The organism is Kushneria aurantia DSM 21353, from assembly GCF_000382245.1.
In the GTDB taxonomy this organism is placed as follows: Bacteria; Pseudomonadota; Gammaproteobacteria; order Pseudomonadales; family Halomonadaceae; genus Kushneria; species Kushneria aurantia.
This window is the reverse complement of sequence record NZ_KB907864.1, coordinates 208,139-233,697: the sequence shown is the minus strand read 5'-3', so window position 1 is coordinate 233,697 and position 25,559 is coordinate 208,139. Positions and strand designations below refer to the sequence as shown.

At 64.3% G+C, this 25,559-nt stretch carries 27 protein-coding genes and 1 tRNA gene; 12 read left to right on the top strand and 16 right to left on the bottom strand.

Translation table 11 applies throughout. From position 1 onward, the window contains the following. Nucleotides 1–281: ISAs1 family transposase (locus H146_RS0104070; RefSeq protein ID WP_019950582.1), on the top strand; the 281-nt coding region annotated here is incomplete at its 5' end. On the opposite strand, the gene H146_RS20560 is transcribed toward H146_RS0104070, so the two are convergent. The 5 genes from H146_RS20560 to H146_RS21215 all read right to left on the bottom strand — a co-directional run bounded on the left by H146_RS20560 (nt 251) and on the right by H146_RS21215 (nt 6,436). Continuing rightward, on the bottom strand, nt 251–427 hold the full coding sequence (locus H146_RS20560) for a YqaE/Pmp3 family membrane protein (RefSeq protein WP_083920774.1): 177 nt from the start codon (nt 425–427) through the stop codon (nt 251–253). The two genes, H146_RS0104070 and H146_RS20560, sit on opposite strands and share 31 nt — an antisense overlap. A 118-nt stretch (nt 428–545) precedes the next feature. Next, nucleotides 546–1,307: a meso-2,3-butanediol dehydrogenase gene (gene budC, locus H146_RS0104060; protein ID WP_019950580.1), complete on the bottom strand. Its 762-nt coding sequence runs from the start codon at nt 1,305–1,307 to the stop codon at nt 546–548. A gap of 56 nt (nt 1,308–1,363) precedes the next feature. Beyond that, complete coding sequence (gene epsC, locus H146_RS0104055; RefSeq protein ID WP_019950579.1) at nt 1,364–2,302, bottom strand: serine O-acetyltransferase EpsC; 939 nt, start codon at nt 2,300–2,302, stop codon at nt 1,364–1,366. A gap of 112 nt (nt 2,303–2,414) precedes the next feature. Continuing rightward, nucleotides 2,415–4,739, bottom strand: coding sequence for an ATP-dependent DNA helicase (locus H146_RS0104050; protein ID WP_019950578.1), 2,325 nt, complete (start codon nt 4,737–4,739; stop codon nt 2,415–2,417). Then, on the bottom strand, nt 4,736–6,436 hold the full coding sequence (locus H146_RS21215) for a VRR-NUC domain-containing protein (RefSeq protein WP_019950577.1): 1,701 nt from the start codon (nt 6,434–6,436) through the stop codon (nt 4,736–4,738). The genes H146_RS0104050 and H146_RS21215 overlap by 4 nt, the downstream gene beginning before the upstream one ends. A gap of 166 nt (nt 6,437–6,602) precedes the next feature. Here H146_RS21215 and H146_RS0104040 point away from each other — a divergent pair, with 166 nt between their 5' ends. After that, nucleotides 6,603–6,854 (top strand): CsbD family protein, encoded by a 252-nt coding sequence (locus tag H146_RS0104040; RefSeq protein WP_019950576.1) that lies wholly within the window; start codon nt 6,603–6,605, stop codon nt 6,852–6,854. Nucleotides 6,855–7,036: 182 nt separating this feature from the next. Beyond that, nucleotides 7,037–7,741, top strand: coding sequence for a DUF4396 domain-containing protein (locus H146_RS0104035; RefSeq protein WP_020647659.1), 705 nt, complete (start codon nt 7,037–7,039; stop codon nt 7,739–7,741). A gap of 92 nt (nt 7,742–7,833) precedes the next feature. On the opposite strand, the gene H146_RS0104030 is transcribed toward H146_RS0104035, so the two are convergent. From H146_RS0104030 to H146_RS18385, 5 genes are all read right to left on the bottom strand, one after another. After that, nucleotides 7,834–7,965 carry an entericidin A/B family lipoprotein gene (locus H146_RS0104030; protein ID WP_019950572.1) on the bottom strand — a complete coding sequence of 44 codons (132 nt, stop codon included), beginning with the start codon at nt 7,963–7,965 and terminating at the stop codon, nt 7,834–7,836. Between the two features lie 112 nt (nt 7,966–8,077). Next, a complete protein-coding gene (locus H146_RS0104025; protein ID WP_019950571.1) occupies nt 8,078–8,482 on the bottom strand; it encodes a hypothetical protein in 405 nt (134 codons plus the stop codon). 28 nt (nt 8,483–8,510) lie between these two features. Then, nucleotides 8,511–9,482: a cation diffusion facilitator family transporter gene (locus H146_RS18390; RefSeq protein WP_245558684.1), complete on the bottom strand. Its 972-nt coding sequence runs from the start codon at nt 9,480–9,482 to the stop codon at nt 8,511–8,513. A gap of 87 nt (nt 9,483–9,569) precedes the next feature. Continuing rightward, entirely contained in the window at nt 9,570–10,493 is a 924-nt protein-coding gene (locus H146_RS0104015; protein ID WP_019950569.1) for a Brp/Blh family beta-carotene 15,15'-dioxygenase, read from the bottom strand. 52 nt (nt 10,494–10,545) lie between these two features. Next, nucleotides 10,546–11,223 (bottom strand): bacteriorhodopsin, encoded by a 678-nt coding sequence (locus H146_RS18385; protein WP_019950568.1) that lies wholly within the window; start codon nt 11,221–11,223, stop codon nt 10,546–10,548. A gap of 307 nt (nt 11,224–11,530) precedes the next feature. On the opposite strand from H146_RS18385, the gene H146_RS0104005 reads away from it, so the two are divergent. The 5 genes from H146_RS0104005 (at nt 11,531) to H146_RS0103985 (ending at nt 16,221) form a co-directional block, all read left to right on the top strand. After that, nucleotides 11,531–12,649, top strand: a complete 1,119-nt coding sequence (locus H146_RS0104005; protein ID WP_019950567.1) for a branched-chain amino acid ABC transporter substrate-binding protein — start codon at nt 11,531–11,533, stop codon at nt 12,647–12,649. Nucleotides 12,650–12,758: 109 nt separating this feature from the next. Next, complete coding sequence (locus H146_RS0104000; protein ID WP_019950566.1) at nt 12,759–13,673, top strand: branched-chain amino acid ABC transporter permease; 915 nt, start codon at nt 12,759–12,761, stop codon at nt 13,671–13,673. Nucleotide 13,674: 1 nt separating this feature from the next. Further along, nucleotides 13,675–14,667 carry a branched-chain amino acid ABC transporter permease gene (locus H146_RS0103995; protein ID WP_019950565.1) on the top strand — a complete coding sequence of 331 codons (993 nt, stop codon included), beginning with the start codon at nt 13,675–13,677 and terminating at the stop codon, nt 14,665–14,667. A 10-nt stretch (nt 14,668–14,677) separates the two neighbouring features. Continuing rightward, nucleotides 14,678–15,454: an ABC transporter ATP-binding protein gene (locus tag H146_RS0103990; RefSeq protein WP_019950564.1), complete on the top strand. Its 777-nt coding sequence runs from the start codon at nt 14,678–14,680 to the stop codon at nt 15,452–15,454. Then, nucleotides 15,451–16,221: an ABC transporter ATP-binding protein gene (locus H146_RS0103985; RefSeq protein WP_019950563.1), complete on the top strand. Its 771-nt coding sequence runs from the start codon at nt 15,451–15,453 to the stop codon at nt 16,219–16,221. Before H146_RS0103990 ends, H146_RS0103985 begins: the two co-directional genes overlap by 4 nt. Nucleotides 16,222–16,261: 40 nt before the next feature. Here the strand turns inward: H146_RS0103985 and H146_RS0103980 are convergent, their stop codons facing one another. From H146_RS0103980 to H146_RS18380, 4 genes are all read right to left on the bottom strand, one after another. After that, a complete protein-coding gene (locus H146_RS0103980) occupies nt 16,262–17,587 on the bottom strand; it encodes an NAD(P)/FAD-dependent oxidoreductase (RefSeq protein ID WP_051090956.1) in 1,326 nt (441 codons plus the stop codon). A gap of 203 nt (nt 17,588–17,790) precedes the next feature. After that, nucleotides 17,791–18,453: a GntR family transcriptional regulator gene (locus tag H146_RS0103975; protein WP_019950561.1), complete on the bottom strand. Its 663-nt coding sequence runs from the start codon at nt 18,451–18,453 to the stop codon at nt 17,791–17,793. A 207-nt stretch (nt 18,454–18,660) separates the two neighbouring features. Beyond that, nucleotides 18,661–19,632 (bottom strand): dihydrodipicolinate synthase family protein, encoded by a 972-nt coding sequence (locus H146_RS0103970; protein ID WP_019950560.1) that lies wholly within the window; start codon nt 19,630–19,632, stop codon nt 18,661–18,663. Continuing rightward, complete coding sequence (locus tag H146_RS18380) at nt 19,625–20,620, bottom strand: 4-hydroxyproline epimerase (RefSeq protein ID WP_019950559.1); 996 nt, start codon at nt 20,618–20,620, stop codon at nt 19,625–19,627. Before H146_RS18380 ends, H146_RS0103970 begins: the two co-directional genes overlap by 8 nt. Nucleotides 20,621–21,207: 587 nt before the next feature. On the opposite strand from H146_RS18380, the gene H146_RS20550 reads away from it, so the two are divergent. After that, nucleotides 21,208–21,462, top strand: coding sequence for a type II toxin-antitoxin system RelE family toxin (locus H146_RS20550; RefSeq protein WP_083920770.1), 255 nt, complete (start codon nt 21,208–21,210; stop codon nt 21,460–21,462). Next, complete coding sequence (locus H146_RS0103955) at nt 21,446–21,778, top strand: helix-turn-helix domain-containing protein (RefSeq protein WP_019950557.1); 333 nt, start codon at nt 21,446–21,448, stop codon at nt 21,776–21,778. Before H146_RS20550 ends, H146_RS0103955 begins: the two co-directional genes overlap by 17 nt. Before the next feature lie 132 nt (nt 21,779–21,910). On the opposite strand, the gene H146_RS0103950 is transcribed toward H146_RS0103955, so the two are convergent. Continuing rightward, nucleotides 21,911–21,986, bottom strand: a tRNA-Thr gene (locus H146_RS0103950). 348 nt (nt 21,987–22,334) lie between these two features. Continuing rightward, nucleotides 22,335–23,537 carry a CynX/NimT family MFS transporter gene (locus tag H146_RS0103940; protein WP_019950555.1) on the bottom strand — a complete coding sequence of 401 codons (1,203 nt, stop codon included), beginning with the start codon at nt 23,535–23,537 and terminating at the stop codon, nt 22,335–22,337. Nucleotides 23,538–24,027: 490 nt separating this feature from the next. On the opposite strand from H146_RS0103940, the gene H146_RS0103935 reads away from it, so the two are divergent. Both H146_RS0103935 and H146_RS0103930 read left to right on the top strand, forming a co-directional pair. Next, the gene (locus H146_RS0103935) at nt 24,028–24,558 is read left to right on the top strand and encodes a hypothetical protein (protein ID WP_019950554.1); all 531 of its coding nucleotides are present in this window, start codon (nt 24,028–24,030) and stop codon (nt 24,556–24,558) included. 161 nt (nt 24,559–24,719) lie between these two features. Then, nucleotides 24,720–25,514 (top strand): amino acid ABC transporter substrate-binding protein, encoded by a 795-nt coding sequence (locus tag H146_RS0103930; RefSeq protein WP_019950553.1) that lies wholly within the window; start codon nt 24,720–24,722, stop codon nt 25,512–25,514. Nucleotides 25,515–25,559 lie beyond the last annotated feature (45 nt).

Genomic DNA, 25,559 nt, shown 5'->3' with positions numbered 1-25,559 from the left:
ACATCAGCAGCCTGGCTCCCGATGCCGAGCGGCTGGCCGGGGCGGTACGCCAACACTGGGGCATCGAGAACCGGGTGCACTGGTGCCTGGATGTGGCCTTTGCGGATGACCAGATGCGAGCACGGACTGCCCACGCGGCGCATAATCTGGCCATCCTCAAGCGCCTGACCCTCAACCTGATCCGGCTGAATCCGGTAAAGCGCAAGGGCAGTTTAAAGGTCAAACGAGTCCTTGCGGCGACATTGGATGATTACCGTGCCCAGCTCCTCGGGCTTGAATGAGAATGGATCGCTACGTGCGATCGCCCTGGGATGTAACCCAGCAGGGTCAGCAGGATGTTGACCCAGAACTGCAGTCCGAGGCCCACCTGCAAAAAGACACCGACCGGCGGCAGAAGGATGGCAAAGATAATGCGGATGATGTCCATATCGCGATCTCGCTTGCTGAGTGTTCAAGTAAAACTTTAAAGGGTGTTTAACTCATCAAGCTTAGCAGTACCGCCGCAACCTGTATGCCTCGCCGTTGCAGCGGCGCTCGGTTCAATATCAGCCCAGGCGCGGCTGGCCGTTGGAGGCCGACAGACCGCCATCCACCGGCAGGTTGACGCCGTTGACGAAGCGCGCGTCGTGGCTGGCCAGAAAGACGATGACATCGGCCACCTCTTCGGCCTCGGCGGGGCGACCCAGCGGCATGCGCTCGGCGAACTGCTTGAGTTTTTCGTCGTCGCCGGTAATGCCGGTGGTCATCTCGCTGACGGTGAGGCTGGGGCAAACGGCGTTGACGCGCACGCCCTCGCCGCCGTAGTCCAGCGCCATGGCGCGGGTCAGGTTGGTCACCGCACCCTTGGAGGCGTTGTAGAAACTCATACCCCAGTCGCCGCCGATACCGGAAACGGAGGAGACGTTGACGATGTTACCCTTCGTCTTCAGCAGCTCGGGCAGCGCCGCGCGGCTGGTGTACATCAGGCCATCGACGTTGATCTTCATGACCTTGTGCCACTCTTCAAGGTCGCTTTCGTGCACGCGACCGGTGGTGGCAACGCCGGCGTTGTTGACCAGCACGTCGAGGCGGCCGAAACGCCCGACCACGTCCTTGATCAGCGCCTCGACCGCCGCGTTGTCGGCGACATCAACAGGGTGGACATGGGCGTTGTCGCCGATCTCGCCGGCGACTTTTTCGAGCTTTTCACGGGTACGGCCAACCAGTACCACCTGTGCCCCCTCGGCAGCGAAGCGGCGCGCGCTGGCGGCGCCCATGCCGGAGCCGGCGCCGGTGACGATAACGACTTTCTCTGCAAAACGGTTCATACCTTTCTCCCTGGTAGTGGCTCGTTGCGCTCTTTTCGGTGCGATAGCAGGCCCGCTCAGCAGGGCGACTTCTGCAGGCTCGCCTGATTGACGTTGCTGTGCGGCTCGACGCTGCGGGTCAGCCAGACGTTACCACCGATGATGGCGTCGTGGCCGATGGTGACGCGACCAAGAATGGTGGCCCCGGCGTAGATCACCACGTCGTCCTCGACGATGGGGTGACGCGCGTGGCCCTTCTCCAGCTGACCGCTGTCATCGGCGGGGAAGCGCTTGGCGCCCAGCGTCACCGCCTGGTAGACGCGCACCCGGTCGCCGATGATCGCCGTCTCGCCGATCACCACGCCGGTGCCGTGGTCGATGAAAAAGCCCGAACCGATGCTGGCGCCGGGGTGAATGTCGATGCCGGTGGCGGAGTGCGCCGCTTCCGACACCATGCGCGCCAGCAAAGGGGCGCCGCTGGCGTAGAGCTGGTGGGCCAGGCGGTGATGGATCACCGCGGTCACCCCCGGATAGCAGAGCAGCACCTCATCAACGCTGCGCGCCGCCGGATCACCCCGGTAGGCGGCCATGATGTCGATATCCAGCCAGCAGCGGATGGTGGGCAGCATCGCCGCGAAGTCACGCACGATGCCAACCGCCTGATCGCGATGATCGCTGGGCGTCTCGCCGCGGCGCATGGCGGTATGGTCAAGCTCGAAAATCACCTGATCGAGCAGCGCGTTGAGCGCGGCGTCGAGGGTGTAGCCGATGTAGAAGTCCTCGCTCTGGTGGCGCAGGTCGGAGGGGCCCAGGCGCATGGGAAAGACGGCGCCGATCACCGCCTCGATCACCTCATTGACGATCTCCCGCGAGGGCAGGCTGCGCCCGCCCGACTCGTTGCTGCGGCCGTGGTCGGCACGCCAGCGGTCGCGCGCCTCGTGCAGGCCCTGCACAACGCCGTCGAGCTGCCAGTCGATGTTGTGGTCCGCCTCGCTGTGGTATTTCAAACGTGCCATGTGATCGATTCCCGTTGGAGTCCTGCAGCGCGCCGCAGGATGTAACGCATTACCCGAAGCGTAGTTCAAAGCGGCGCGGATAACGCTCAGATGGGCGCTGCGGGCGGTGTTTTCAATCCTCGAGGCGCCACCAGCCGGGCAGCAGGGCGCGCACTTCGGGGCGGGCGAAGCGGTCGTCGATCAGATGGATTTCGCCGCGATCCGCCGGGGTGCGGATGACCCGTCCGGCGGCCTGCACCACGCGGGTAATACCAGGATAGAGATAGGCGTAGCGGTAGCCGTCACCGAAAAGGGTCGCCATGCGGGCGCGCATCTGCTCGTTGACCGGATTGATCTGCGCCAGCCCCAGGGTGGCGATAAAGGCGCCCACCAGCCGTTCGCCGGGCAGGTCGATGCCCTCGCCAAACACGCCGCCCAGCACCGCCAGCGCCACGCCCTGCCCCTCCGGCGTAAAGCCCGCCACGAAGTCGCGCCGCTCGCTGTCGCTCATGCGCCGCCGCTGCGCCCGGCAGGGCACCAGCGGATGGCGCTCGGCCAGCCGCGCCTGCAACCGTTCGAGGTAGTCGAAGCTGCTGAAGAAGGCGAGATAGTTGCCCGGGCGGCCGGCATAGCGCGCGGCGATCAGATCGGCGATGGGGTCGAGCGACGCCTCGCGGTCGCGGTAGCGGGTAGAGATATGGGCGGCGATATAGACGTCGAGCTGCTCGGCGGCGAAGGGCGCAGGCAGGTCATACCAGGGGGTATGGGCATCGAGGCCCAGCTGATCGCGGTAGAAGTGCGCCGGTGCCAGGGTTGCCGAGAACAGCACCGCGGCATGGGCGGCCTCGAAACGCGACGCCAGCAGCGGCGCCGGCACCACGTTGCGCAGCGCCAGCCGTGAGCACGTTCGCCCGCGCCGACCGGCCTCGTAGCGGGTGATATCGTAGAGATAGTGTGTTTCGCCCGCCGTCGCGGCGGCCTCCAGCATGCGACTGAAGTGCAGCACGTCGAAGTAAAGGCGCAGCAGAGCGCTGTCGATGCCGATCGGCTGCTCCACCATCAGCTCGTTGACGGCGCCGACCAGCTGCGCCAGTGCCCGCCCCAGACCGGCCGGAATCCCGGTCAGCACGGCGTAGCCGCTGCTCTCGCCGCTCTGCTGGTGCTCGCGCTCGCGCTCCAGCGCACGCCAGTGGCGCGCTACCCGCTCCAGCGGGGTTTTCAGCGCCGCTCCGAGCGCCGCGGGCAGGTTGCGCTGTACGTGTGCCAGCTCACCGCGATCCAGTTCGGCGCTGTACATCGCCCGCCCCCGCGCCACCAGGTTGTGGGCCTCGTCGACCAGCAGCGCCGTGCGCCACTGGTGCTGCTGGCTCAGGGCGTAGAGCATGGCGCTGCTGTCGAACCAGTAGTTGACGTCGGCGATCACCAGATCGCACCAGTGCGCCATCTCCTGGCCCAGATAATAGGGGCAGAGGCGATGGGCAAGCGCCACCTCGCGCAGCGCGGCGCGGTCGAGAAAGCCGCGCTCGACGGCGGCCCGGCGCGCCTGTGGCAGGCGATCATAGAAACCGGCGGCCAGCGGACAGGCGTCACCGTGGCAGGCCAGCTCCGGGTGTTCGCAGGCGCTGTCGCGGGCGATCAGTTCGAGGCTGCGCAGCGCCGGGGCCGGCTCGCTGGCGGCGGGCGCCATGCCCAGCGCACTCAGCGCCTCCAGCGCCAGAGCGCGGCCGGTATTGCGGGCGGTGAGAAAGAAGACGCGATCCAGCGCCCGTGCCGGCATCGCCTTGAGCATCGGGAACAGCGTGCCGATGGTCTTGCCGATGCCGGTGGGGGCCTGCAGCAGCAGGTGGCGCCCGGTGCTCGCCGCCTTGTAGACCGACTCCGCCAGTTGGCGCTGGCCGGGGCGAAAATCCGCATGGGCAAAACGTAGCTCGCGCAATGCCCGGTCGCGCGCCGCGCGGTGGGCCATCTCGCGCTCGGCCCAGTCGGCCCAGGCGTCGCACTGGGCAATGAAAAACGCCTCCAGCGCCTCCCGGCTATAGCGTTCGGCCACCACCTGCTCGCGGCCGCTGTCGACGTCGAAGTAAACCAGCGCGATCTCCAGCGCGTCGAAACCGCGGGCGCGGCACAGCAGTGCGCCATAGACCCTGGCCTGGGCCAGATGCAGCCGCCGGTGACGTTCGGGTTGGGCGTCGAGATCGCCACGAAAGGTCTTGATCTCCTCCAGTCGGCCGCGTGCCGGGTCAAAGCCGTCGGCGCGCCCCACCACCCGCAGCCTGCCCTGCACGCCTTCGAGAGCGATTTCACGCTCATAGCCCGCGTCGCGCCGGGCGGTGACCGCCTGGTGACCGGCAATACCCTCACGGGCGCTGGGGGCGGGAGTAAAACGCAGATCGAGATCGCCCTCGCGGGCGGTAAAGTCGCACAGCGTGCGCACCGCAACGCGCAGCAGCGACGTCACGGGCTCGCCTTCTCGGCCCAGCGCACGTAGCACACCGTCACCGGCATGGCGTGGCGAGCACAGAAATCGATCCAGCGTCGCTGATTGTCCTGCAGCCGATCCCCCGGGCCCTTCACTTCGATCATCTCGTAGCGCGCTGCCGTCTCCCGCTGCGGGTAGAAACGGATCAGATCGGGCATGCCGGCGCGGTTGGCACGAATATCGCCGAGCAGCCGCTCGAACCATAGCCGCAGATGGGCCGGCGGCAGGCAGTCGAGGGCCAGCGCCAGCAGGGCGTCATCCAGCACCGGCCAGGCGACGAAGGGGTTCTGCAGGCCCTGTTTGGCGACGAAGTGATGGCAGATGGTGGCGCGATAATCGCCGCTCTCCAGCTGCGCCAGGCAGCGTGCGAAAAGCGTCTCGCGACGAGCGTGGAACGCTGTTCGCAGCAGGTCCGCCGGACCGCTCTGGAAGGGGTGGAAAAAGGCGCCCGGCAGCGGCGCGAAGATCGCCTCCCAGCAGAGCAGGCCGAACAGGGCGTTGATCAGACTGTTCTCGACATAGCGCACCGGCGCCTCGGCGCTATCGAGATGGTCACACAGGGCCCGCTCCACCGACGCCACGCGGGGCAGCGTCAGATCGAGCCGCACCGGCTCGGCAGCGGCGGCGGGCGGAAGCCGGGCCAGCCCCAGGCGGCGGCGCAGGCGTGGTATGACCCGCGCCAGCTGCTGACGCTCGGCCTCGCTGCCGGGTTCGCTTTCGCCCTGCTGCGCCAGTTCGAGCGCCGCCTCGAAGCACTCCAGCCGTTCGAGGCAGCGCACGCGCCGCGCCCGCGCCTCGTGATGGCGGCTGTCGTCGTAGAGCTGCGCCGCGCGCGCCAGCTCGCCGCAGCGCTCGCAGTGACGGGCGATGGCATACACAAGCCGGCTGCGGCGCGTATCCAGCCAGTGGCTGTCGGTAAAGGGTGCCGGCAGCTCGGCGATGAGGGTCGCCAGCTCCTCTCCGGCATCGAAGCGCTCGCGCAGGCGGTGCAGCTGCTCGTAGCGCTCGAGATCGGCACGGCAGCGAAAGGCGCGCGAATCCGGCGTGAAAGGCACCGTCTCGAAGCGGTAGTGCCCCAGGTCGGCGAGCACGAACTCGGAGAAGTGCTGGCGCAGGTTGCCGAAAAACATCAGCCGCAGCCGCTCGCAGAGCGGCATCACGCTCAGCGCCACGATCTCGTCGGGCAGCACCCGGCCGGCGGCAGTCTGCCAATGCGGCGGTGTGCGCGGCGTATCGAAGCGCTCGGCAAGCCGCGCCTGCAGCTCGCGCTTGCGCAGACCGGGCGCCACCACATCGGCAAACAGCGCGGCCAGTTCGGCGCGTTTCAAAAGCGCCGCCAGCGTTTCGATACCCAGCAGCGGCGCCGCCTCGACAAGGCCCGCGTCGATCAGCGGCGCCAGCGCCGCACCGCTGTCGCCGATCTCGGCGTAGTCAAGCGCCGCGCGGCGAAAGTACTCGCCCTTGCGCATCACCATACGTACCAGCAGCGCCCGCGAAGCGGTCGGCAGGGCAAAGAAGGCATCGATAAAGGTGCGTTCGTCACTATCGAGCAGGTCGTCATAGCGCTGGCCGACCCAGCGCAGCACAGTCTCGAAGTTGGCGAGGTAGTAAAGCGGATCGCGCCGCGAATCGGCGATCGCAAGGGCGCTTTCGGCGGCGGGAGAAGCACTGTTCATATGTCCATGGTATCAGCGCGGCTCATCCTGCCGACAGCTGTCTTTTCGTCATACAGAAAGGCACAACGGATAGCGCCCTACAACAAAACATAACACTGGCGCGCCGTGCGGAATGTTATACAGTTATGGGGTTGTACCCATTCATTTTTCATGGAGACGGAGCACCATGACCGATCATCGTATGGAAGGCGAAGCACAGAACGTCGTTGGCAAGGCCCAGCAGGCTTACGGCGACTTTGCAGACGACAAGAGCATGCGCACGGAAGGCAAGCTGCGCAGCGCCGCCGGCCAGGTACAGTCGCAGTACGGCGAGGTAGTCGACAGCGCTCGTGAGTTCACCGTGCGCCAGCCGGTAGGCGCGCTGGCTATCGCCGCTGGCGTCGGCTTTATCCTGGGCGCGCTGATGACCCGCCGCTGAGCGCTGCGCTTTTTCTCCGGCCCCTTCATGGGGCCGGTTATTATGTTACCGGCTCCGGCCATCTTCTTCTCTTTTCCCTCCATTCAGACCCTGCCCCCGCCCCCCGGTTTGCCTCGACGCTGCTTGTGATCTAAACCTTTATTACTTCAGGATCATTTAAGCTTTGGAGGGAGAGTGCCGCCATGCTGACCTTCTGGTCGTGGTTTTTCATACTGCTGGGTCTCGCAACCTGCGCAGCCATCGCCTTCGATGTGCGCAAGCGGCCGCAGCACATGAAGATAATGAACGTCACCTGGCCAATCACCGGGCTCTATATGCCGGTGATCGGCTGGTGGGCCTATTGCCGTATGGGCCGCGCCGCACCTGCCGAGCAGCAGCACCACGGCCATCATCACGGACACCACCACGGACACCACCACGGACACCACCACGGCAGCGACAAGCCCGAATGGCAGGGCGTATTCGTCTCCACCACGCACTGCGGTGGCGGCTGCACGCTGGGCGATTTTGTCGCCGCACCGTTGGCCACGGCGTTCGGGATTACCCTGTTCGGCTCGCCTATCGCCGGGCATTTCCTGCTCGCCTTTGTATTCGCCTACGCCTTCGGGGTGCTGTTTCAGTATCTGCCGATTCGCGAGATGGGTAGCGGCTCGCCCCGCGAGGCGCTGATCAACGCCATCAAGGCCGACACCCTGTCGCTGATCGCCTTTCAGATCGGCATGTATATCTGGATGCTGATCGCCGCCACGCTCTTTCTGGGCGGCGAGCTGCACGCGGGCTCGGCGTCGTTCTGGTTCATGATGCAGATCGCCATGCTGGTAGGCTTTGCCACTGCCTATCCGGCCAATCGGGTGCTGGTCGAGCGCGGCATCAAGCACGCCATGTAATCTTCATGCCGGCAACAACGCAAAGGGCCCTGCCGATACGCTCGGCAGGGCCCTTTTGGCTGCGATGACAGTGCGGTTCGGACGAATCCGGCTTACTGGGAAGCGTTCTGGATCGCCTCGCCGCCTTCGGAGATATCTTCACCGGCGCCGTGCATGGTATTGCAGCCTGCCAGTACCGAACCTGCCATCATCAGTGCCAGCAGTGTCATGGTGAGCTTTTTCATCCCTGTCTCCTCGTTTTACGTCCCTTCTACCTTGACATGGCCCGCCCGGCGGACCCCTGCAGGGAAATTTACACCGCCGTGACACGACTTGCCACTGACTTTGACAAAAGGCTTATAAGCTGGCCTGCGGCTGCGCCCTGATGACCACCAGCGAAGTGCGCTGCAGGCCGGTTGCAGGCGGCGGCGCAGGCTGCTGCTCGCGGGGCGGCGGCAGGGCGTGAAACTCCACCTCGACCTCGGTATTGAAAGCGCCGATCAGCCCCAACAGCAGCAGGCCGAGCAGATAAACGAGCGGCGATACCACAACCGACAGCGCCAGCTGAATACCGCCCACCAGACGCCCCCCGCGAGCGATGACGACAATAGCAAGACAGAAGGCGGCCAGGTTGAGCGGCCAACCCAGCAGCACGCCAGTGCCGACCCGGGGCACCATGAAGGCACCCCAGGCGAGCACCAGCAGCAGCCACACCAGCTTCGCCGGCGTTCGTCGCCCTCGCCCTTCGATACTCTGTGACATGACAAACTCCCGGCGCTCGAGGCGAACATCAGTGGTGATGCGAGACCGGCCGGCAGGCCCTGTCGTCGACACACTCCTCACCCCATTCGATCTGAATGGTGGCATGATCGACGCTGAACCTCTCCTGCAGCAGGCGCTTGATGGCGAGAACGGCGCTATCCTGCTCGGCCCCCTCGCAGAGCGTAGCGTGCAGAGTGACCACGGAGCGCTCCGGCGTCAGCGACCAGACGTGGACATGATGCACGTCGCTGACCTCGGCAAGCGCTGCGGGAATCGCCTGCTCAAGGTGATGGCTGTCGATATGCGCCGGAGCACCCTCCAGCAGGATGTGCGCCGACTGGCGAGTGATCTGCCAACCGCTGCGGGCGATCAGCGCCGCCACCAGCAGTGACAACAGCGGGTCGATCGGCATCCAGCCTGTCGCCATGATTACCAGCGCCGCGACGATCGCCGCCACCGAGCCGAGAAGATCGCCCATAACGTGAATCAGCGCACCGCGCATGTTGATATTGCCACGATCGCCGCTATGCAGCAGGGCAAACACTCCCAGATTGACCACCAGCCCCGCTACCGCGATGACCAGCATGGTCGTGCTGGCCACCGTGACCGGTGACATTAGCCGAATGATTGCCTCGTAGAGAATCCATGCCACGATCAAAAGCAGCGCGAGACCGTTGACAAAGGCCGCCAGCACCTGAACGCGCTCATAGCCATAGGTCCTGAGCGCATCGGGCGGGCGCCGCGATAGCCGTGCCGCGCCCCACGCCATGAAAAGCGAAACGCTGTCGGTGAGCATATGGCCGGCATCGGCCAGCAGCGCCAGCGAACCGGAAAGCAACCCGCCGAAGACCTCAACGAGCATGAAGCCGCCGGTCAGTACGACCGCCAGCAAGAGCCGCCTTTCGTTATCGTGGCCGTGGCCGTGGCCGTGGCCGTGGCCGTGGCCGTGATGATGGTGATCCATTACCTGTATGCCCGTGCTGTAGAAACTATCTGCCATGATAACGCTTGCCAGCGTTCAGTGCCGCCATCGGCTTGCCGATGGCGCGCCTGCCACCGTTCATCGCCAACCACGTCCGGACAGACACTATGACTGCCGGTGCAAGGGCCGTGTCGATACAAGCGAACGGCGAGCATCGCGACTGCCCAGCCATTCGACGATCATGTGCGGCACGGTCAGGCAGGCAAGGCCGATAAAAGTGGTCTTGAGAAGCGGCGAAGCGATCGCCTGCTGGCTCATCCAGGCGTAGCCGATACTGGCTCCCACCCAGGTGACGATCACGATCGGCGCCGCCATCCCGACTGCCCGTGCACGGCTGGTCAGGCCGAACTCACGGCGAATGGCGCTCAGATGCAGCGGACTGTGAAAGCAGCAGAAGTAACAGGCGAAGTAGATCAGCGGATTGAGCACTATCGCCCCGATCACCAGCATAGCCATCGCCATCAGCGTGCCGCGCGCGTGACGCCACAGCCAGCGCAGCCGGCACAGTACCACCAGGCCGACCAGCGTGAAGATGAACATTCCGGCGCGCGTAAACGCAGCCGGGTCGGCGACGGCCAGCGCGCGGACCACCTGGCCAACCTCGCCCGGACGCCAGGCAAAGGGCGCGGCGATGACCAACGCCCCCCAGCAAAGTCTCAGCCAGAGCGGCTGACGACCGCGCCAGTCGGTACCGAAGTGAGCCGCCGACAGCAGCAGAAACAGCGTCAGCGCCGCGGCCGGCGACTGCCGCCAGCCCCACAGCAGAGCCGCCGAAAGCAGCACATAAACCAGTAGAAACAGCCCCAGCCAGATTCCCACTGCCCGACCGGGTAGCCAGTGGCGAATCAGCCTGATGCCGGTAAGATGATCGAAGGCGCCGTGGGGCAATCCCAGCAGCGCCACGCCCGCGACCAGTATGGCCACTGACAGCGCACCGGCGGGATGCCACTGCTGACCGCCGAGCGCCACCAGCAGCGCCGCACCCATCAGCAGCGTCAACCAACCGTGCAGCGACACAAGAGAATTCATCGCGGGCACTCCCCGGCGGCGACGCGCATTACGCCGCCGCCGGATCGCTCTATCAGGTGGTTTTCAGCTTGCGCGCGGCAGTCAACGCCACATAGCCGAAGCCAACCTTGGCAGTCACATCGAGGATCAGATAGAACCAGCTCTCGACGCCATACGACAGCCAGCCGAAGCCGCTGGTACCGATCAGCCACACCAGCGGATAGATCAGCCACAGAATGGTAAGCATTTTGGCCAGCTTGTCGAAGCCGGCACGATCCGGGCCCCTGGCGGCCTCGGTTCGCAGCGGCCCCCAGATCATGCCCAGCACGGCGATGAAGGCGACCATGCTGATGATCCACCAGTAGTAGTTGTGGGGGGAGCTTGAGAGGTTACCCACCAGACCGGTCACGATCATGTAAACGTCGGCCACCACCAGCGAAAAGAGCAGCGTTCTGATGCGCGCAAGCTCCCGCGTCGCCATCATGGCAAGGCTGACCAGCAGAATAGGCGTGGTCAGTACCCAGTCGGTGTAGCGGGCGAAGAAGACGGTTTCACCGTTGAAATTCACGTGGCCCTGGCCGAGAGCCATGGCAAAGTAGTTGGCAAAGGCAATAAACACGATGCTCATCGCCGCCACGCCGTGGCGCTTCTCGGCAGCCGGCAGAGAACGGCTCATCACCCAGAAGACCACCCCTCCGGCCAGCATTAACATCCAGCCGATAACGAAAGACGCCTGTACGCCTGCGCTCATGGTATGCACTCCATTGCAATGTGATCTGCTTCGTCGGATGTCCGGCACAGCAAGGCAAAACCACCACGCCTCTTAAATATGCCTGAAGACGCTTTTCACCATAGACAAGGTTACAAAGCGTTGCCAAAGACAACGCGCTACAAAAAACATTGATCTTCGCCCGCCGCTTTGTATATTTTATACAAAATTGAGGCTATAAACGGATCATATCCCCATTATCCGCCGCCCGTGCCCCCAGGGGGCGACGGCAATAACAGAACTGAATCTCCGCTGGCATCACAACCACAATAGATAAAGGAGCTTGCCAATGAAGAAGTTCGTTAAACTGGCCACCGTAGCGGCCGCCGTCAACCTGATTACCGCCACCTCGGCGTGGGCCGCAGAACCTATCGTGATCGGTATGCAGGCGCCCACCACCGGTTCCGAGGCGACCTACGGTCAGGACATGTTCAACGCCATCAGCCTGGCGGCGGAGGAGATCAATGCCGATGGCGGCCTGCTCGGTGGCCGCCAGATCGAGCTGGTCAGCGGCGATACTGCCTGCGATCCGCAGCAGTCGGTCAACGCCGCCAGCCGGCTGGCTTCACAGGAAGTGGTGGGCGTGGTCGGCGGCTACTGCTCCGGCGCTACCCAGCCGACGCTGAAGATTTATGGCGATGCCGATATCCCGTTCGTGATCGTGGCGGCCAACTCGACGCAGCTGATTCCGGCCAATCCCGGCAACGCCTTCATGATCAACTCCACTGGCGCCGACCAGGCCAAAACCGCGGTCGACTTCTTCGCCGGCCAGGATATCGACAAGCTGGCGATCGTCAATCAGGGCGATGCCTACTCCCAGGATCTGGCCGATCTGACCCGCGACGACTGGGAGAAGGCCGGCCACACCATCTCGGCCTTCGAGGTGGTCAACAAGGGCGAGCAGGACTTCTCCGCGCTGGTCAACAGTATCCGCAATTCCGGCGCCGAGGCGGTGTTCTGGACCGCCTACTACGCCGACGGCGGACTGCTCATCCGCCAGCTGCGCCAGCGCGGCTTCCAGGGCATTATCGCCGTGGGCGACGGCTCCAACTCGCCGCAGCTTTTCGATATCGCCGGCCGGGCCGCCGAAGGCGTCTACGCCTTCTCCAACCCCACCGCCGACTTCCTGCCCGCCGCCAAAACGTTCATCAGCAACTATGAAACCGCCTACGACACCGCGCCCGGCCCCTACGCACCGCTGGCCTACGACGGTATGCAGCTGATGGCCTGGGCCATCAACAAGGCCGGCTCGACCGATGCCGACGCCATTATCCAGGCGCTGGCCAGCGCCGACGGCGAGGCGTGGCTGGCCGGGCCGATCAGCTTTACACCGCAGCACACCCTGGCGCGCAGCAACTTTGTCGTGCTCGAAGGGCAGGACGGCAAGTGGATCCGCTACCAGCCCTGAGGGGCGTTAACGATCCGCGATGCGGCCGCCCGTCGAGCAGCATGAACGTTCGAAAACGGCGGTCGCGTCGCCGGAGGGTTACTCACCTGCGACCCGGAGACGCGCCATCATGGCCTGGTATGACCTGTTTCTGCAGATGATCGTCGACGGACTGGTGCTGGGCGCTTTCTACGCCCTGGTGGCGCTCGGCTACACCATGGTGTTCGGCGTGATCAAACTGCTCAACTTCGCCCATGGCGATCTCTACATGACCGGTGCCTTCGTCGGCTTCGGAGCGCTGTCACTGGTTTCCGGCGTATTCGGCGCCGGCTGGCCGGGCATTTTCATCGCCATGCTGCTGTCGATGCTGGCGGTAGGCTGTCTGGGGGTCGTCATCGAGCGGGTCGCCTATCACCCCATGCTGACGGCACCGCGACTGTCGATTCTGATCACCGCGCTGGCGGTATCGCTGGTGTTGCAAAACGCTGCCCTGACGCTGACCGGCGGGCAGTACACCGCCTTTCGCACCGACCTCGGCTTCGGCGGCTTCAGTCTCGGCAACCTGTTCCTGTCGTGGAATCAGATCGTGCTGGTGACCACCGCCGCAGTGCTGATGATCGCGCTCGAGCTGTTCGTCTCGAAAACGCTCTATGGCCGCGCCATGCGAGCGGTGGCGATCGACAAGGACATGTGCCGGATGCTGGGTATCAACGTCTCGGCGGTGATCGCCATCACCTTTTTCATCGGCTCGGGGCTGGCCGCCGCCGCCGGCACCATGGCCGGCGCCTACTACGGCAGTATCTGGTATTTCATGGGCTTTCTGATCGGCCTGAAGGCCTTTACCGCCGCGGTGATCGGCGGCATCGGCAGCATCACCGGCGCCATGCTGGGCGGCCTGATCCTCGGCCTGCTGGAGTCCTTCGGCACCCATATCCCGTTTATCGGCAGCGAATGGAAGGACGTTTTCACCTTCACCATTCTAATCCTGGTGCTGGTGCTCAAGCCGACCGGGCTGCTGGGCAAATCCGAAGTAGAGAGGATGTAATATGGCCGATTCCACCCCCTCGACGCCGCCGGACGAGGAGCGCCGCGGCAATGCCGTGCAGCGCTTCTACGCCGCCTTCGAGTCGCCGCCCCGGCGTCGCGCCCTGCATCTGCTGCTGCTCGCCATCCTGGTCGTTACTCCCTGGCTTGCCAGCCAGTACATGACAGTGATCCTGACCAACGCCCTGCTCTATGTGGTGCTCTGCCTGGGGCTCAATGTCGTGGTCGGCTACGCCGGACTGCTCGATCTCGGCTATGCCGCCTTCTTTGCCGTCGGCGCCTATACCATCGGCATTCTGACCCAGCAGTTCGGCATCAATTTCTGGGCCGCCATCCCCTTTGCACTGGCCGCCGCGGCGCTCGCCGGAGTGATCATCGGCGGGCCGACGCTGCGGCTGCGCAGCGACTATCTGGCCATCGTCACGCTGGGTTTCGGCGAGATCGTGCGCTTCAGCGCACGCAACCTGGAGATCACCGGCGGCGCCAGCGGCCTCTCGCATATTCCCGAACCCACGCTGCTGGGCTGGTATATCGATAGCGCCATCGACTTCTACTACGTCTTCGCCGTGCTGGCGGTACTGGCCTATATCGCCAGCCAGCGTCTGTTCGACTCACGGCTGGGGCGCGCCTGGCGCTATGTCCGGCACGACGAGGACGCCGCCGAAGCGATGGGCATCAACCGGGTGGCGGTCAAGCTGGCAGCCTATATCACCGGCGCCATCTTCGGTGCGCTGGGCGGTATCTTCTTTGCCGTCAATCTGGGCGCGATCTCGCCGGAGAGTTTCAGCTTTCAGCAGTCGGTGCTGATTCTGCTGGCCGTGGTACTGGGCGGCATGGGCAAGATTCCCGGGGTGATCCTGGGCGCCTTCATCGTCGTGCTGGGCCCCGAACTGCTGCGCGACTTCGGCACCCTGCGGCTGCTTGTATTCGCCGTCCTGCTGCTGCTCATCATGCTGTTCCGGCCCAGCGGCATCTGGCCCGAGAAACGTTCCTGAGGAGAGCGCGATGCTGTTGCAACTGAAAGGGGTATCGCTGAGCTTTGCCGGCAACACCGTGCTCGACGCTGTCGACTTCGGTGTCGAACGGGGCCGCATTCAGAGCCTGATCGGCCCCAACGGGGCCGGCAAGACGTCGTTGTTCAACGTCATCACCGGCTTCTATCGTCCGCAGCTGGGCGAGATCAGCCTCGACGGCCAACCGCTCATCAAGCGCAAGCCGCATACCGTCACCCGGCTGGGGATCGCCCGCACCTTCCAGAACGTGCGTCTGTTCCACGAGATGTCGGTACTCGAGAACGTCATGGCCGGCCAGCACTGCCGCAGCCGCGCCGGCGCGCTGGCGGCGGTGCTGCGCCTGCCGAGCCAGCGCGCCGAGGAGCGCCGCATCTTCGAGACCAGCCTCGAGTGCCTCGATTTCGTCGGTCTGACGGCGTATCGCGACCGTCTTGCCACCAACCTCGCCTATGGCCATCAGCGCCGCGTGGAGATCGCCCGCGCGCTGGCCACCGAACCCCGGCTTTTGCTGCTGGACGAGCCGGCAGCGGGCCTCAACAGCGGCGAGAAGCAGGCGCTGATCGAGCTGATCCAGCGCATTCGCGACGCAAGAGGTGTATCGGTGCTGCTGATCGAGCACGACATGAGCCTGGTAATGAACGTCTCCGAACACATCAGCGTGCTCGATCACGGCAGCCTGATTACCGAGGGAACGCCACAGGCGGTGCAGAATGACCCCGCCGTGATCGAGGCCTACCTCGGCCAGGACGACGAGGAGCTGGCGCTATGACGCCAACGACAACGGCCGATACTACGGTCGCACCGACCAGCAGCCGCGGCGAAGTGCGCCTGAGCATCACCGACGTGGATGCTTTCTACGGCCGGATCCAGGCCCTGCGGGGCGTGTCGCTCGACGTCTGCCGGGGCGAGATCGTGACCCTGCTGGGCAGCAACGGCGCCGGCAAGTCGACCACCCTCAAGACCATTTCCGGCCTGGTACGGACCAGCCGCGGCGACATACAGCTCGAGGGGCAGTCGATCAAGCGTCTGGCCGCCCACCAGATCGCTCGTCGTGGGGTGGTGCACGTGCCCGAGGGGCGGCGCATCCTGCGCGGCCTGAGCGTCAGGGAGAATCTCGAACTGGGCGCCTTCACGGTCCGCGACGGCGCGCTGCGCGGCCGCCGCCTTGCGGAGGTCTATGCACTGTTCCCGATTCTCCACGAACGACGCCACCAGGACGCCTCACTGCTCTCCGGCGGTCAGCAGCAGATGCTGGCGATGGGCCGGGCGCTGATGCACGGCCCCAGCGTGATGCTGCTCGACGAGCCATCAATGGGGCTGGCCCCCAAACTGGTCACCGAGATCATGCGCATCATTCGCCGTCTCAACGAGGCGGGCACCACCATTTTGCTGGTCGAACAGAACGCCCGCCTGGCGCTGCGGCTGGCGCACTACGCCTATGTGATCGAGAACGGCGCGATTCGCCTACAGGGCGAGGCCGCCCGGCTGCGCGAGGATGCCTCGGTGGTCAAGGCCTATCTCGGCCTCGCCGAGTAGTTCGGCCATTCACCTGTCGCGGCGGCCTGCGCCGGCTCACTCAGGCGAAGCGTGCCAGCCGATAGGCTGTCGAGGAGGGCAGCGCCTCGCCAGACTCGGGGCGGCGCGGCGCCTGCGCCAGCCGAGCGATCATCTCGGCGGTGATCGCCGCCTGGGTCAGCCCCAGATGGTGATGGCCCAGCGCCAGCAGCACCCGGCCGTTGCGGACACTATCGATGATCGGCAGAGAGTCCGGCAGCGAGGGGCGAAACCCCATCCAGGTACTCGCCGACTCGGCGCTCAGATCGCTCTCGAACAGCCCGTGACTCAGGCGGTGGAGCTGCCATGCGCGCTGCATGTTGGGTGGCCGCCGCAGACCGGCGAACTCGACGGTACCCGCCAGCCGCAGCCCGCTCTCCATGGGGGTCATGATGAAGCGGCGCTCGAGGGAGGTAACCGGAAAGGGCAGGCGCCCATGCTCCCGCGGCAACATCAGGTGGTAGCCGCGCTCGGTATCCAGCGGTATTCTGACCCCTGTCAGTGCGCCCACCAGCGGCGCCGCATGGGCACCATTGGCGATCAGCACCCGGCCGGCGCGTAACCGCCAGCCACCGAGGGTATCGAGTACGACGCCCTGCGCAGCGACGCGCCCCGCCGTCACCTCGGCCTGTTCGAAACGAACACCCGCACGCTGCGCGGCAGCGGCCAGCGTCTCGACCAGCGCCAGCGAATCGAGGCACTGCCCCGTAGCGGGAAAGAAGAGTCCGCCACTGATGGCCGCGGAGAGCTGCGGTGCCATCCGCCGCACGGCAACGCCGTCGTGAAACTCGACCGGCACCTGCTGCCCTGCCATACGCGATCGCAGCGGCGCCAGCGCCTCGCGGGCATCGGGGCTTTCGGTAATCAACAGCGAGCCATTCTCCTTGAGCAGTTCACCGCGACCGATCGAGGTCAGCAGCCGACGCCAGGCCGCCAGGCTCTGCTCGTTCAATGCCCGCAGGCCGGCCACGCTGGCAGCAAAGGGCGCGGCACGCAGGTTGGCCAGCAGGCGCACCCACCAGGGCAGCAGATGCGGCAGATAGCGCCAGTCCAGCCGTAGCGGTCCGGTCGGGTCAAGCAGCATCGCGGGCAGCCGACGCAGAATCGAAGCGTCCGCGATCGGGAACACCTGTTCGGTCGCCATATGGCCGGCGTTGCCGCGGGAGGCGCCGTGCCCCGGGGACTGCCTGTCGATAATCAGAATACGCTGCTGCGGGTCGCACTGCACCAGACGCAGCGCGCAGCACACGCCGATAATGCCGGCACCCACGATCACCACATCGGCGTCCAGGGAGGTGTCCAGGGAGGTGTCCGGGGCTGCGTTCGCAGCGGGTTCAGGGCGAGACATGGCACAACCCATTATATATTGTATAAAATATATAATATTGCCCGCACGAGACGCTGTCGAGTCAATCCTGACGTGCCGAGGCATTCCCATTTCCCGCTGCGGAAAACGTGACGGGCGGAGTCGTCGCACGGGCTGTCACCGAGCGCAGGTCAGCCACGGCGCCGACGCCCGATCAGGTTGATGTCAGATGGGGAGCCACGTGCTCAGGCGTTCTGCACGTTCTTTTCAAGAATCGACACAATGCTGTCGCAGGCTTCGAGAATATGCTGCTCCAGCAGCCGGCAGGCGCCGTCGATATTGCCCTGGCGGGCCAGCTCGAGCAGCTCGTGATGCTCACGCTCGGCCTTTTCGATCTCGCGGCTGTAGAGCAACTGCATGCGGATATAGCGGTCGGCGCGGGTATTGAGATGGGCGATCATGGCCATCGACTCGGGCAGTCCGGCAGGCGCATACAGCGCATGGTGGAAAGCGGAGTTATAGTCGCTCCAGTGGCCGATGCTGCGACCGGCCTCGAGTGCCGCATCGTATTCACGCAGGATGCGCTCGGCATTGGCGAGGTGGACAGGGGTCAGACCGGGGATGGCGTGCCGGAGCACATAACCCTCCAGCAGCACGCGCAGGTCGAACAGCTCGCGAATGGTATCGACCGAGAGTTCGGTGGTAAAGGCGCCGCGGTGGGCGTGAAACTCGACCAGCCCCTCCGCTTCAAGCGTCAGCAGCGCTTCGCGCACCGGAATACGACTGACCTTGTAGTCGCTCGCCAGAGCGTCCTGGCGCAACTGGTCGCCGCCTTTGAACTCGCCGCCGAGAATGCGCTCTCTGAGATCGTCGGCCACCTGCTGCGCGCGCGTTTTAAAACCTGCCATGGAACCTGTCGTCAACCCTGCGATAGTGACGTATATTGTATACAAAACCGCAGCAGTCATCCAGTCTGCCACAGCACTGTGGCGGCGCCGACGCACTCAAACTTCGCGCCGACCATTGACCAGCCGCCGCAGTTTCAGCGGGTTGCCGCCGCACAAGACCGGCGGCGGCAGCGCCTCGGGAAGGTTGCGATAGCAGATCGATACCGCTCAGACCTGCTGCGGTTGCCCGGCAGCGCTGCTCTCGGGGTTGCCCGGCCACTGCGCGTACCACGTCCTGAACAGCGCATACTGGGTTTCCAGATAGCGCCGCTGTGATTCACCGAGCGCGTCGCCGGGATTGAAATGAAGCCGGTAGTTTTGCTCACCGTTGAGGACCATCAAATGCTTGTAGTACAGCACCAGATCCGCCCCCTCATCGAAGGAGGAGAGCACCCCCAGCGCCGCTTCCAGCTCCAGCGCCAGTCGCCTTGCCCGGACGTCACCCGCTGCCGCCGCCCGGCTCAGCGAAACCAGCCGCAGCACCGCCTTCGGCAGGGCATTACCGATACCGGTAATGGCGCCGCTGGCGTTGCAGTTGACGAAACCGTGCACCACCTGGGTATCGACACCGACCATCAGGGCGATATCGTCGTGGCCGGACGTGATGTGCTCGGCGGCGTAGCGCAGATCGGCAGCGCCGCCGAACTCCTTGAAACCGACCAGATTGCGGTGTTTTTGCCGCAGCGCAAAGAAGAGCTCGGCGCGGGTAGCGAAGCCATACACCGGGCTGTTGTAGATCACCGCCGGCAGTGCCGGCGCAGCGTCGAGAATGGCGGAAAAGTGTGCCGCCTGGGCCTCGGCCGAGCTTCCCCGCGACAGCACGCGGGGAATGACCATCAGGCCATGAGCGCCCACCTCGGCGGCGTGACGGGCATGGGACACCGCCTCGGCGGAGTTGACCGCGCCGGTGCCAACGATGGTGGGAACACCGGCCGCCACCAGCCGTGCGACGCCCTGCTGACGCTGGGCGGCACTCAGTAGCGGCCAGTCGCCCATCGAGCCGCAATACACCACGGCACTCATGCCCAGTTCGACCAGTTCGCGGCCCTTGGCCACCAGCGCCTCGTAGTCGGGCTGGCGCTGCGCCGTGCAGGGAGTCATCAGCGCCGGCATACAGCCGTTGAAGACAGCGTTATTCACGATTATCTCTCCGTTCGACAGACACGTCGGCTGCGCCGTCGTCAAAAGTGGCCGGGGTGGGGATAATCCCCCAGCCAAAGGGATCCTCAGCATCGATCAGCAGGGTGGTGTCGGCGGTCAGCCAGGCGCGCCCGGTAATCCAGGGGCGGACCGCTTCTCCCTCGCGCTGATAGCGACCCTCGAAACGGCTGCCGGTAATCGCCGCCTGCGTCCAGATCGCCCCCTCGGCCAGCTCGCCGTCGGCCGCCAGGCAGGCCAGCTTGGCGCTGGTGCCGGTGCCACAGGGGGAGCGGTCATAGGCCATGCCGGGGCACAGCACGAAGTTGCGGCTGTCGGCCTCGTCGTCGTCGCCGAACAGTTCGATGTGATCGATCGGGGCACCCCCCTCGCCGGTGATCGCCAGGGCCTCAAGGGTCCGGCGAATGGCGCGGCTCACCTCGGTGAGGCGATCGACGTTGTCCAGCGACAGCCGCTGACCGTGGTCGCCAACCAGAAAGAACCAGTTGCCTCCCCAGGCGATATCGCCGTGCATGCGACCATGGCCCGGCACCTCGATCGCTACCCGGCGCCGATAGCGCCAGGCGAGGACATTGCGCACCGTTACCGCACCGTCAGCGTGTAGCCTGACGCTGACCGGCCCCACCGGCGTATCGACAAGATGGTCGCCCGGCGTGATGTTGCCGAGATGATAAAGCGACGCCACCAGACCGATGGTGCCGTGGCCACACATACCGAGATAGCCGCTGTTGTTGAAAAAGATAACGCCGCAGATAGCGCCCGGCGTTTCCGGCTCACAGTAGAGCGCGCCCACCAGCACGTCGTGACCGCGCGGCTCGAGCAGGCAGGCGCGGCGCCAGCGATCGTGATGATCGCGCAGGTCATCACGTTTCTCCGCGATGGTGCGGCCGGCCAGCGGCGGAAAACCTTCCATCACCAGTCGGGTTGGCTCCCCACCGGTATGGGAATCAATGACGCGTACTTTTTGCATGAGGTACTCCAGAAAGTACCGGGATCCGAATTTGATCAATGATTTGTATATTTTATACAATCTTCAAAATTAAACTGTCAAACGCTTATTTGCCGTCCAACGAACGGCCGCCAGCGCATTGGGTTCATGGCGGGCACAGCCGTTTGGCTCATGCCTCCGGCAGGCGCGAACTGATCGCCACCGGTACACTCTGGCACATCAGCCGCGAGCCGCCGGGCGAGAAGCGGCCTCCTGCGTTGCCGAACAGGTCCGCATCTATTCCATCCCCTGGCGACCGCAGCGATGTGGCCTGTACCCGGTGTGAGTTAGCAGGAGACATGGCACCAATGGAGTGAGGGCTGTACGGCCTGGTTCGACGATGTTGCAGCCCCAACCGCCGACGCAGACGTTGACACTGCACCATCGGAATGGGAATAAAAACGTCTTTACCCGCCATATCAGCCATATGCCAAGATGCTATGCACTCAATGCTCGCCTTTGCCCGCTATTGGTGTTGACGCCTGGTCGACGGTTTTCATTTTGATACGACGCTTTCCAATGCTTCTTTAATATCTTATTATTCTTATAATAAGGCCTGGTGGGCCAAAATGAACCGGATCGATTGGACTCCGCGATCTCTCAAGCAGCTCAGGAAGCTACCGCCTCAGAGACAGCAGGCCCTCTATGCCGCTGTTCAGCAACTGGCTGACATGCCGGATGTCCACAACGTCAAGGCGCTCAAGCGTCACCGTTATGGCTATAGGCTGCGGGTCGGCAGCTACCGAGTGCTGTTTGATTGGCATGGCAGCATCCAGATTATTCAGATTCAGGAAGTGAGAAAGCGCGATGAACGTACCTACTGAAAACCTTCAGATCATCAGCGGTCCAGACGGCGCGCCTGCTTTTGTTGTCATTCCCTACGCCGATTACATGGCCGGTCAGCCGGAGTCCGGTTTCATTCCCAACGAAGTCGTGGGCATGATCGTCAACGATGGGCTTACTCTGGTGGCCGCCTGGCGTAAATACCTGAAGCTCACCCAGGCAGAAGTGGCCGAGCGCATCGGTATCAGTCAGTCTGCCTATGCCCAGCAGGAGAAGTCGGAGGCGCCTCGTCGTGATACTCTCAAAAAGATTGCGCTTGCATTCGGCATCAGCCTTGAGCAGCTGAGCGAGGATTAACACTCTCCTGCGTGAAGAAGGCAGCAAGGCTCAATCCGCTACAGGCGTTGACACTCGGTTGACACTGCACCATCGGAATGGGAATCAAACATCTACAGAGAAACGTAAGCGATTGATTCAGGAGGGAAAGGCTGGTGCCGGCAAGTGGACTCGAACCACCGACCTACGCATTACGAATGCGTTGCTCTGCCAACTGAGCTATGCCGGCCAGCGGGCAGTATCTTACGCTATCGACGCCCGACCTGCACAGCCCTGCGCCGTAGCCGGTACCGCACCGGCTACGGCGGCCCTGCTTCAGGACTCGGCGAACTGTCCGCTCGGTGCCGTATTCCCTTTTTCACGCACCAGGCGAAACCCCACGGCGCCTGCACCATCAGCGACCGGCCAGATTGCCGAGAATAAAGTAGCCGACGAGGCTGATGAGAATGGCGGCGGTATAGACCATGACGGGTTCCACGGGATTGTTGGCATTTTCCGTCACGATGGTAAGAGACGCAGCTACGGCGGCTGTTCTCGCAGCGACGCCGCGCGAGGCCGCGACGACACCGGCGATTGGTCACGCCTCGCGCAGTGCCACCATGCGGGGCCGTGCGATCAAAAGGCCGGCGCTCATCTGTACCGCCAGCAGCCCCAACAGCAGCATCAGCGAGGGCTGCCAGCTGCCACTGACACCGTGCAGAGCGCCGAACAGCAGCGGCCCGCCGGCCGCCATCAGGTAGCCAAGGCTCTGCGACATGCCGGAGAGCATGGCGGCGTGCTGCGCACGCCGGGTGCGCAGCACGATCATGGTCAGCGCGAAGCTGAAGCTGCCACCCTGCCCGGCCCCCAGCATCACCGCCCACAGCAGCGACAGCGGCGTCGGCGCCACCATGAGCCCCACCAGCGCCATGGCGATCAACGCACACAGCCCCAGCACCAGACGCCCCGGGTGATGACTGCGCGCTGCACTGCGGGCGATCACATAGCTGGCCGGAATGGAGGTCAGGTTGATCAGCGACAGCATGGTTCCGGCGCCGGCCTGGCTGACACCTGCGGCGGTGGCCACTGCCGGCAGCCAGGTCTGCAGGGTGTAGAAGCCCAGCGACTGCAGCCCCATGAAGAGGGTCAGCGACCAGGCCACCGAACTGCCCAACAGGGCCGTGATACGACCTCGCGGCCCCGTGCTGCCCTCGGCGGGGGCACGGCGCGCCAGCCACCACCAGCTCAGCGCCGTTACCAGCGCCAACCCCGCCCACAGCCGCACCGGCAGCGTCCAGCTCTCGCCAATGCGCATCAGCGGCACCGCGCTGGCGGCGGCCAGGGTCGCGCCGATTCCCATGATGACGGTGTAGAGCCCCATGGTCTGCCCCAGCTTCTCACTGCGGTCGCGTTTGACCAGACTCGGCATGAAGACGTTACCGCAGGCGATACCCAGCCCTGTCAGCAGCGTGCCGGCCAGCATTATCGGAAAGTTCTCGATGCCGCGCAGCAGCGCGCCCAGCGCCACCGCCGTCAGCGCCGCGGCAATCGCTCGATCAAGCCCCAGCCGGGCCGCCAGCCCCGGCGCCAGCGGCGAAAAGAGCCCGAAGCACAGCAGCATACCGGTCGTCAGCAGGCTGGCAGCGCCGGCGCTGATGGCAAGCCCGGCCATGATGGGATCGAGCACCGGGCCGATCACCACGATCGGTGCACGCAGGTTAATCGCCGCCAGCGCGAAGGCGGCCAACCACAGCAGCGCCGCGCAGCGCTCGCGCTCGTTTTTCGTCGTCGCGGAAGGCATGAGCAGTCTCCAGAGCAGGTCGTGAGACGGCAGAGCGCCGCACCAAAGAGGTGCGCAGTTTAGCACTCTGCACTGTCGCCCTGGCCAGGACCTCAGTGCCGCCGCCATTGGTCACCGGTTTACCTTTTTCAATCTTGAACGGTTGAAGATGTCGCCAGAGCCACCATCTCCTGCACGGCTTCCACCTACCCAGGGTCGGCTCACTTCAACGGATGATGTCGCGTCAGCGCCTTATCCGACCGATACCGCACTTGACTCGCTTTTTTAATTAACAGAGATTAAGGAAAAAGGGTGTTTTGGGGGATAACCTTTTGATAGCTTCAACCAGCATCCTTACGCCTTGCGAGTGACCACCTGCCGATCCAGTCCCCATTGGTGTGATCGATTGCGGCCACTCACGTCCTGCTCATGCGCTTGGTCATAATTACGCTCATTCCCGAGCTTTCCGGGGAACTCCTGGTTGTCCGGCAAGCTGTAAAGGCAGAGGAACATGAAAGACCTGAACCGGGTATTCAAAAAACACGAGCAGCAAAACGGCCGTAACCTCTCGCCGCCGCCCTCTCCCGCCGCAGCGGAAGAGGGTATTGAACGCGAGCCGGAGGAGCCGCTGCACTTCGACGAGATCGCCCAGCGGGTGCTGATCCCGGCGATGGAGTGGGCGCGCGATATCGCATCCAGCAACCACTACGCCAGCGAGATTCACGTCAACTGCCAGGACGAGCAGGGGTTACGCCAGATCGAGGCGGTGGAGTTTCATCTGCTGCCGGTACAGCACGTCTCGATGAAAAAGGGCTTCACCAACTACAACCACCTGCGTCTGAGCCACGACCCCGATCACGACGGCCTGCGTATCGACCGCAGCTTCATGCGCCACCACCGTCACGAAGAGCAGGGCGAAACCTGGATGGCCTGCTCGAGCCTCGATCAGGAGAAGGTGCAGGATCTGGTGGCGAATTTCATCGAGACGGTACTCTCCAACCAGCTCGACAACGAAGCCGATCCCGGCTCCGCAAACTTCTGACGCCCGTCTCCCCCGGGCACCAGGGGGTACGCCGACGAACCCTGTCGACATGCGCCCTCTATTTTGCATATAAAATATTTTTCTTATTCCATAATGACAGGTCGCGCTATGATGACGACCATCACGGCGCCGGCACGTGCGCTCGTCTCAAGGAGAAAATGATGAAAACAAGCCGTTTGATCGCCCGCATGCTCGGTCTCGCCAGCCTGGGACTGGCCCTGACCATGACCGCCCTCGCCGCTCAGGCAGAGACGATTCGTGTCGGCATGTCGGGTAACTACTACCCCTTTACCTTCGTCGACCACGACCAGCTGCAGGGTTTCGAGATCGATGTGATGAACGCCATCGGCGAGCAGCTCGGGGACGACGTCGAGTTCGTGACCGCCAGCTTCTCCGGACTGGCCGGCATGCTCGACTCCGGCCGTATCGACACCATCGCCAACCAGATCACCATCACCCCGGAACGGCAGCAGAAATACGCTTTCTCCGAACCCTATGTCTACGATGGCGCCCAGGTCGTGGTACGCAAGGGCAACGACGCCATCCACGGCGTCGAGGATCTCAAGGGCAAAACAGTGGCCGTCAACCTCGGCTCCAATTACGAATCGCTGCTGCGCGAACTCCCCTATGCCGACCAGATCGACATTCGCACCTACGAATCCAACATCGAACAGGACGTCGCACTGGGCCGCGCCGATGCCTTCGTGATGGATCGGGTCAGCGCCAGCCAGGTCATCAAGGACAAGCCGCTGCCGTTGGCGCTGGCCGGCCAGCCCTTTTCACGGATCGAGAATGCCTATCCGTTTCGTGATGACGACGCGGGCCGCGCCCTGCGTGACCGGGTCAACGAAGCGCTCGATACGCTGCGGGACAACGGCACGCTGAGTGAGATTTCGCAGCAGTGGTTCGGTACCGATATTACCCAGCCGCCGCAGAACGACAGCAGCGCCGGCTAATCGCAGCGCCTCACCCGCCCCGGTATCTATCGGGGCGAGCCTTCC

Coding starts and splice junctions, on each gene's coding strand:
- H146_RS0103930 (WP_019950553.1), top strand. CDS start 24,720: ATGAAAACAAGCCGTTTGATCGCCCGCATGCTCGGTCTCGCCAGCCTG.
- H146_RS0104025 (WP_019950571.1), bottom strand. CDS start 8,482: ATGTCACAGAGTATCGAAGGGCGAGGGCGACGAACGCCGGCGAAGCTG.
- epsC (WP_019950579.1), bottom strand. CDS start 2,302: ATGGCACGTTTGAAATACCACAGCGAGGCGGACCACAACATCGACTGG.
- H146_RS20560 (WP_083920774.1), bottom strand. CDS start 427: ATGGACATCATCCGCATTATCTTTGCCATCCTTCTGCCGCCGGTCGGT.
- H146_RS18390 (WP_245558684.1), bottom strand. CDS start 9,482: ATGGCAGATAGTTTCTACAGCACGGGCATACAGGTAATGGATCACCAT.
- H146_RS0103940 (WP_019950555.1), bottom strand. CDS start 23,537: ATGCCTTCCGCGACGACGAAAAACGAGCGCGAGCGCTGCGCGGCGCTG.
- H146_RS0104000 (WP_019950566.1), top strand. CDS start 12,759: ATGGCCTGGTATGACCTGTTTCTGCAGATGATCGTCGACGGACTGGTG.
- H146_RS0103975 (WP_019950561.1), bottom strand. CDS start 18,453: ATGGCAGGTTTTAAAACGCGCGCGCAGCAGGTGGCCGACGATCTCAGA.
- H146_RS0104015 (WP_019950569.1), bottom strand. CDS start 10,493: ATGAATTCTCTTGTGTCGCTGCACGGTTGGTTGACGCTGCTGATGGGT.
- H146_RS0103935 (WP_019950554.1), top strand. CDS start 24,028: ATGAAAGACCTGAACCGGGTATTCAAAAAACACGAGCAGCAAAACGGC.
- H146_RS0103995 (WP_019950565.1), top strand. CDS start 13,675: ATGGCCGATTCCACCCCCTCGACGCCGCCGGACGAGGAGCGCCGCGGC.
- H146_RS0103955 (WP_019950557.1), top strand. CDS start 21,446: ATGAACGTACCTACTGAAAACCTTCAGATCATCAGCGGTCCAGACGGC.
- H146_RS18385 (WP_019950568.1), bottom strand. CDS start 11,223: ATGAGCGCAGGCGTACAGGCGTCTTTCGTTATCGGCTGGATGTTAATG.
- H146_RS0104035 (WP_020647659.1), top strand. CDS start 7,037: ATGCTGACCTTCTGGTCGTGGTTTTTCATACTGCTGGGTCTCGCAACC.
- H146_RS20550 (WP_083920770.1), top strand. CDS start 21,208: ATGAACCGGATCGATTGGACTCCGCGATCTCTCAAGCAGCTCAGGAAG.
- H146_RS0104040 (WP_019950576.1), top strand. CDS start 6,603: ATGACCGATCATCGTATGGAAGGCGAAGCACAGAACGTCGTTGGCAAG.
- budC (WP_019950580.1), bottom strand. CDS start 1,307: ATGAACCGTTTTGCAGAGAAAGTCGTTATCGTCACCGGCGCCGGCTCC.
- H146_RS18380 (WP_019950559.1), bottom strand. CDS start 20,620: ATGCAAAAAGTACGCGTCATTGATTCCCATACCGGTGGGGAGCCAACC.
- H146_RS0104005 (WP_019950567.1), top strand. CDS start 11,531: ATGAAGAAGTTCGTTAAACTGGCCACCGTAGCGGCCGCCGTCAACCTG.
- H146_RS0103980 (WP_051090956.1), bottom strand. CDS start 17,587: ATGTCTCGCCCTGAACCCGCTGCGAACGCAGCCCCGGACACCTCCCTG.
- H146_RS0103990 (WP_019950564.1), top strand. CDS start 14,678: ATGCTGTTGCAACTGAAAGGGGTATCGCTGAGCTTTGCCGGCAACACC.
- H146_RS0103985 (WP_019950563.1), top strand. CDS start 15,451: ATGACGCCAACGACAACGGCCGATACTACGGTCGCACCGACCAGCAGC.
- H146_RS21215 (WP_019950577.1), bottom strand. CDS start 6,436: ATGAACAGTGCTTCTCCCGCCGCCGAAAGCGCCCTTGCGATCGCCGAT.
- H146_RS0104030 (WP_019950572.1), bottom strand. CDS start 7,965: ATGAAAAAGCTCACCATGACACTGCTGGCACTGATGATGGCAGGTTCG.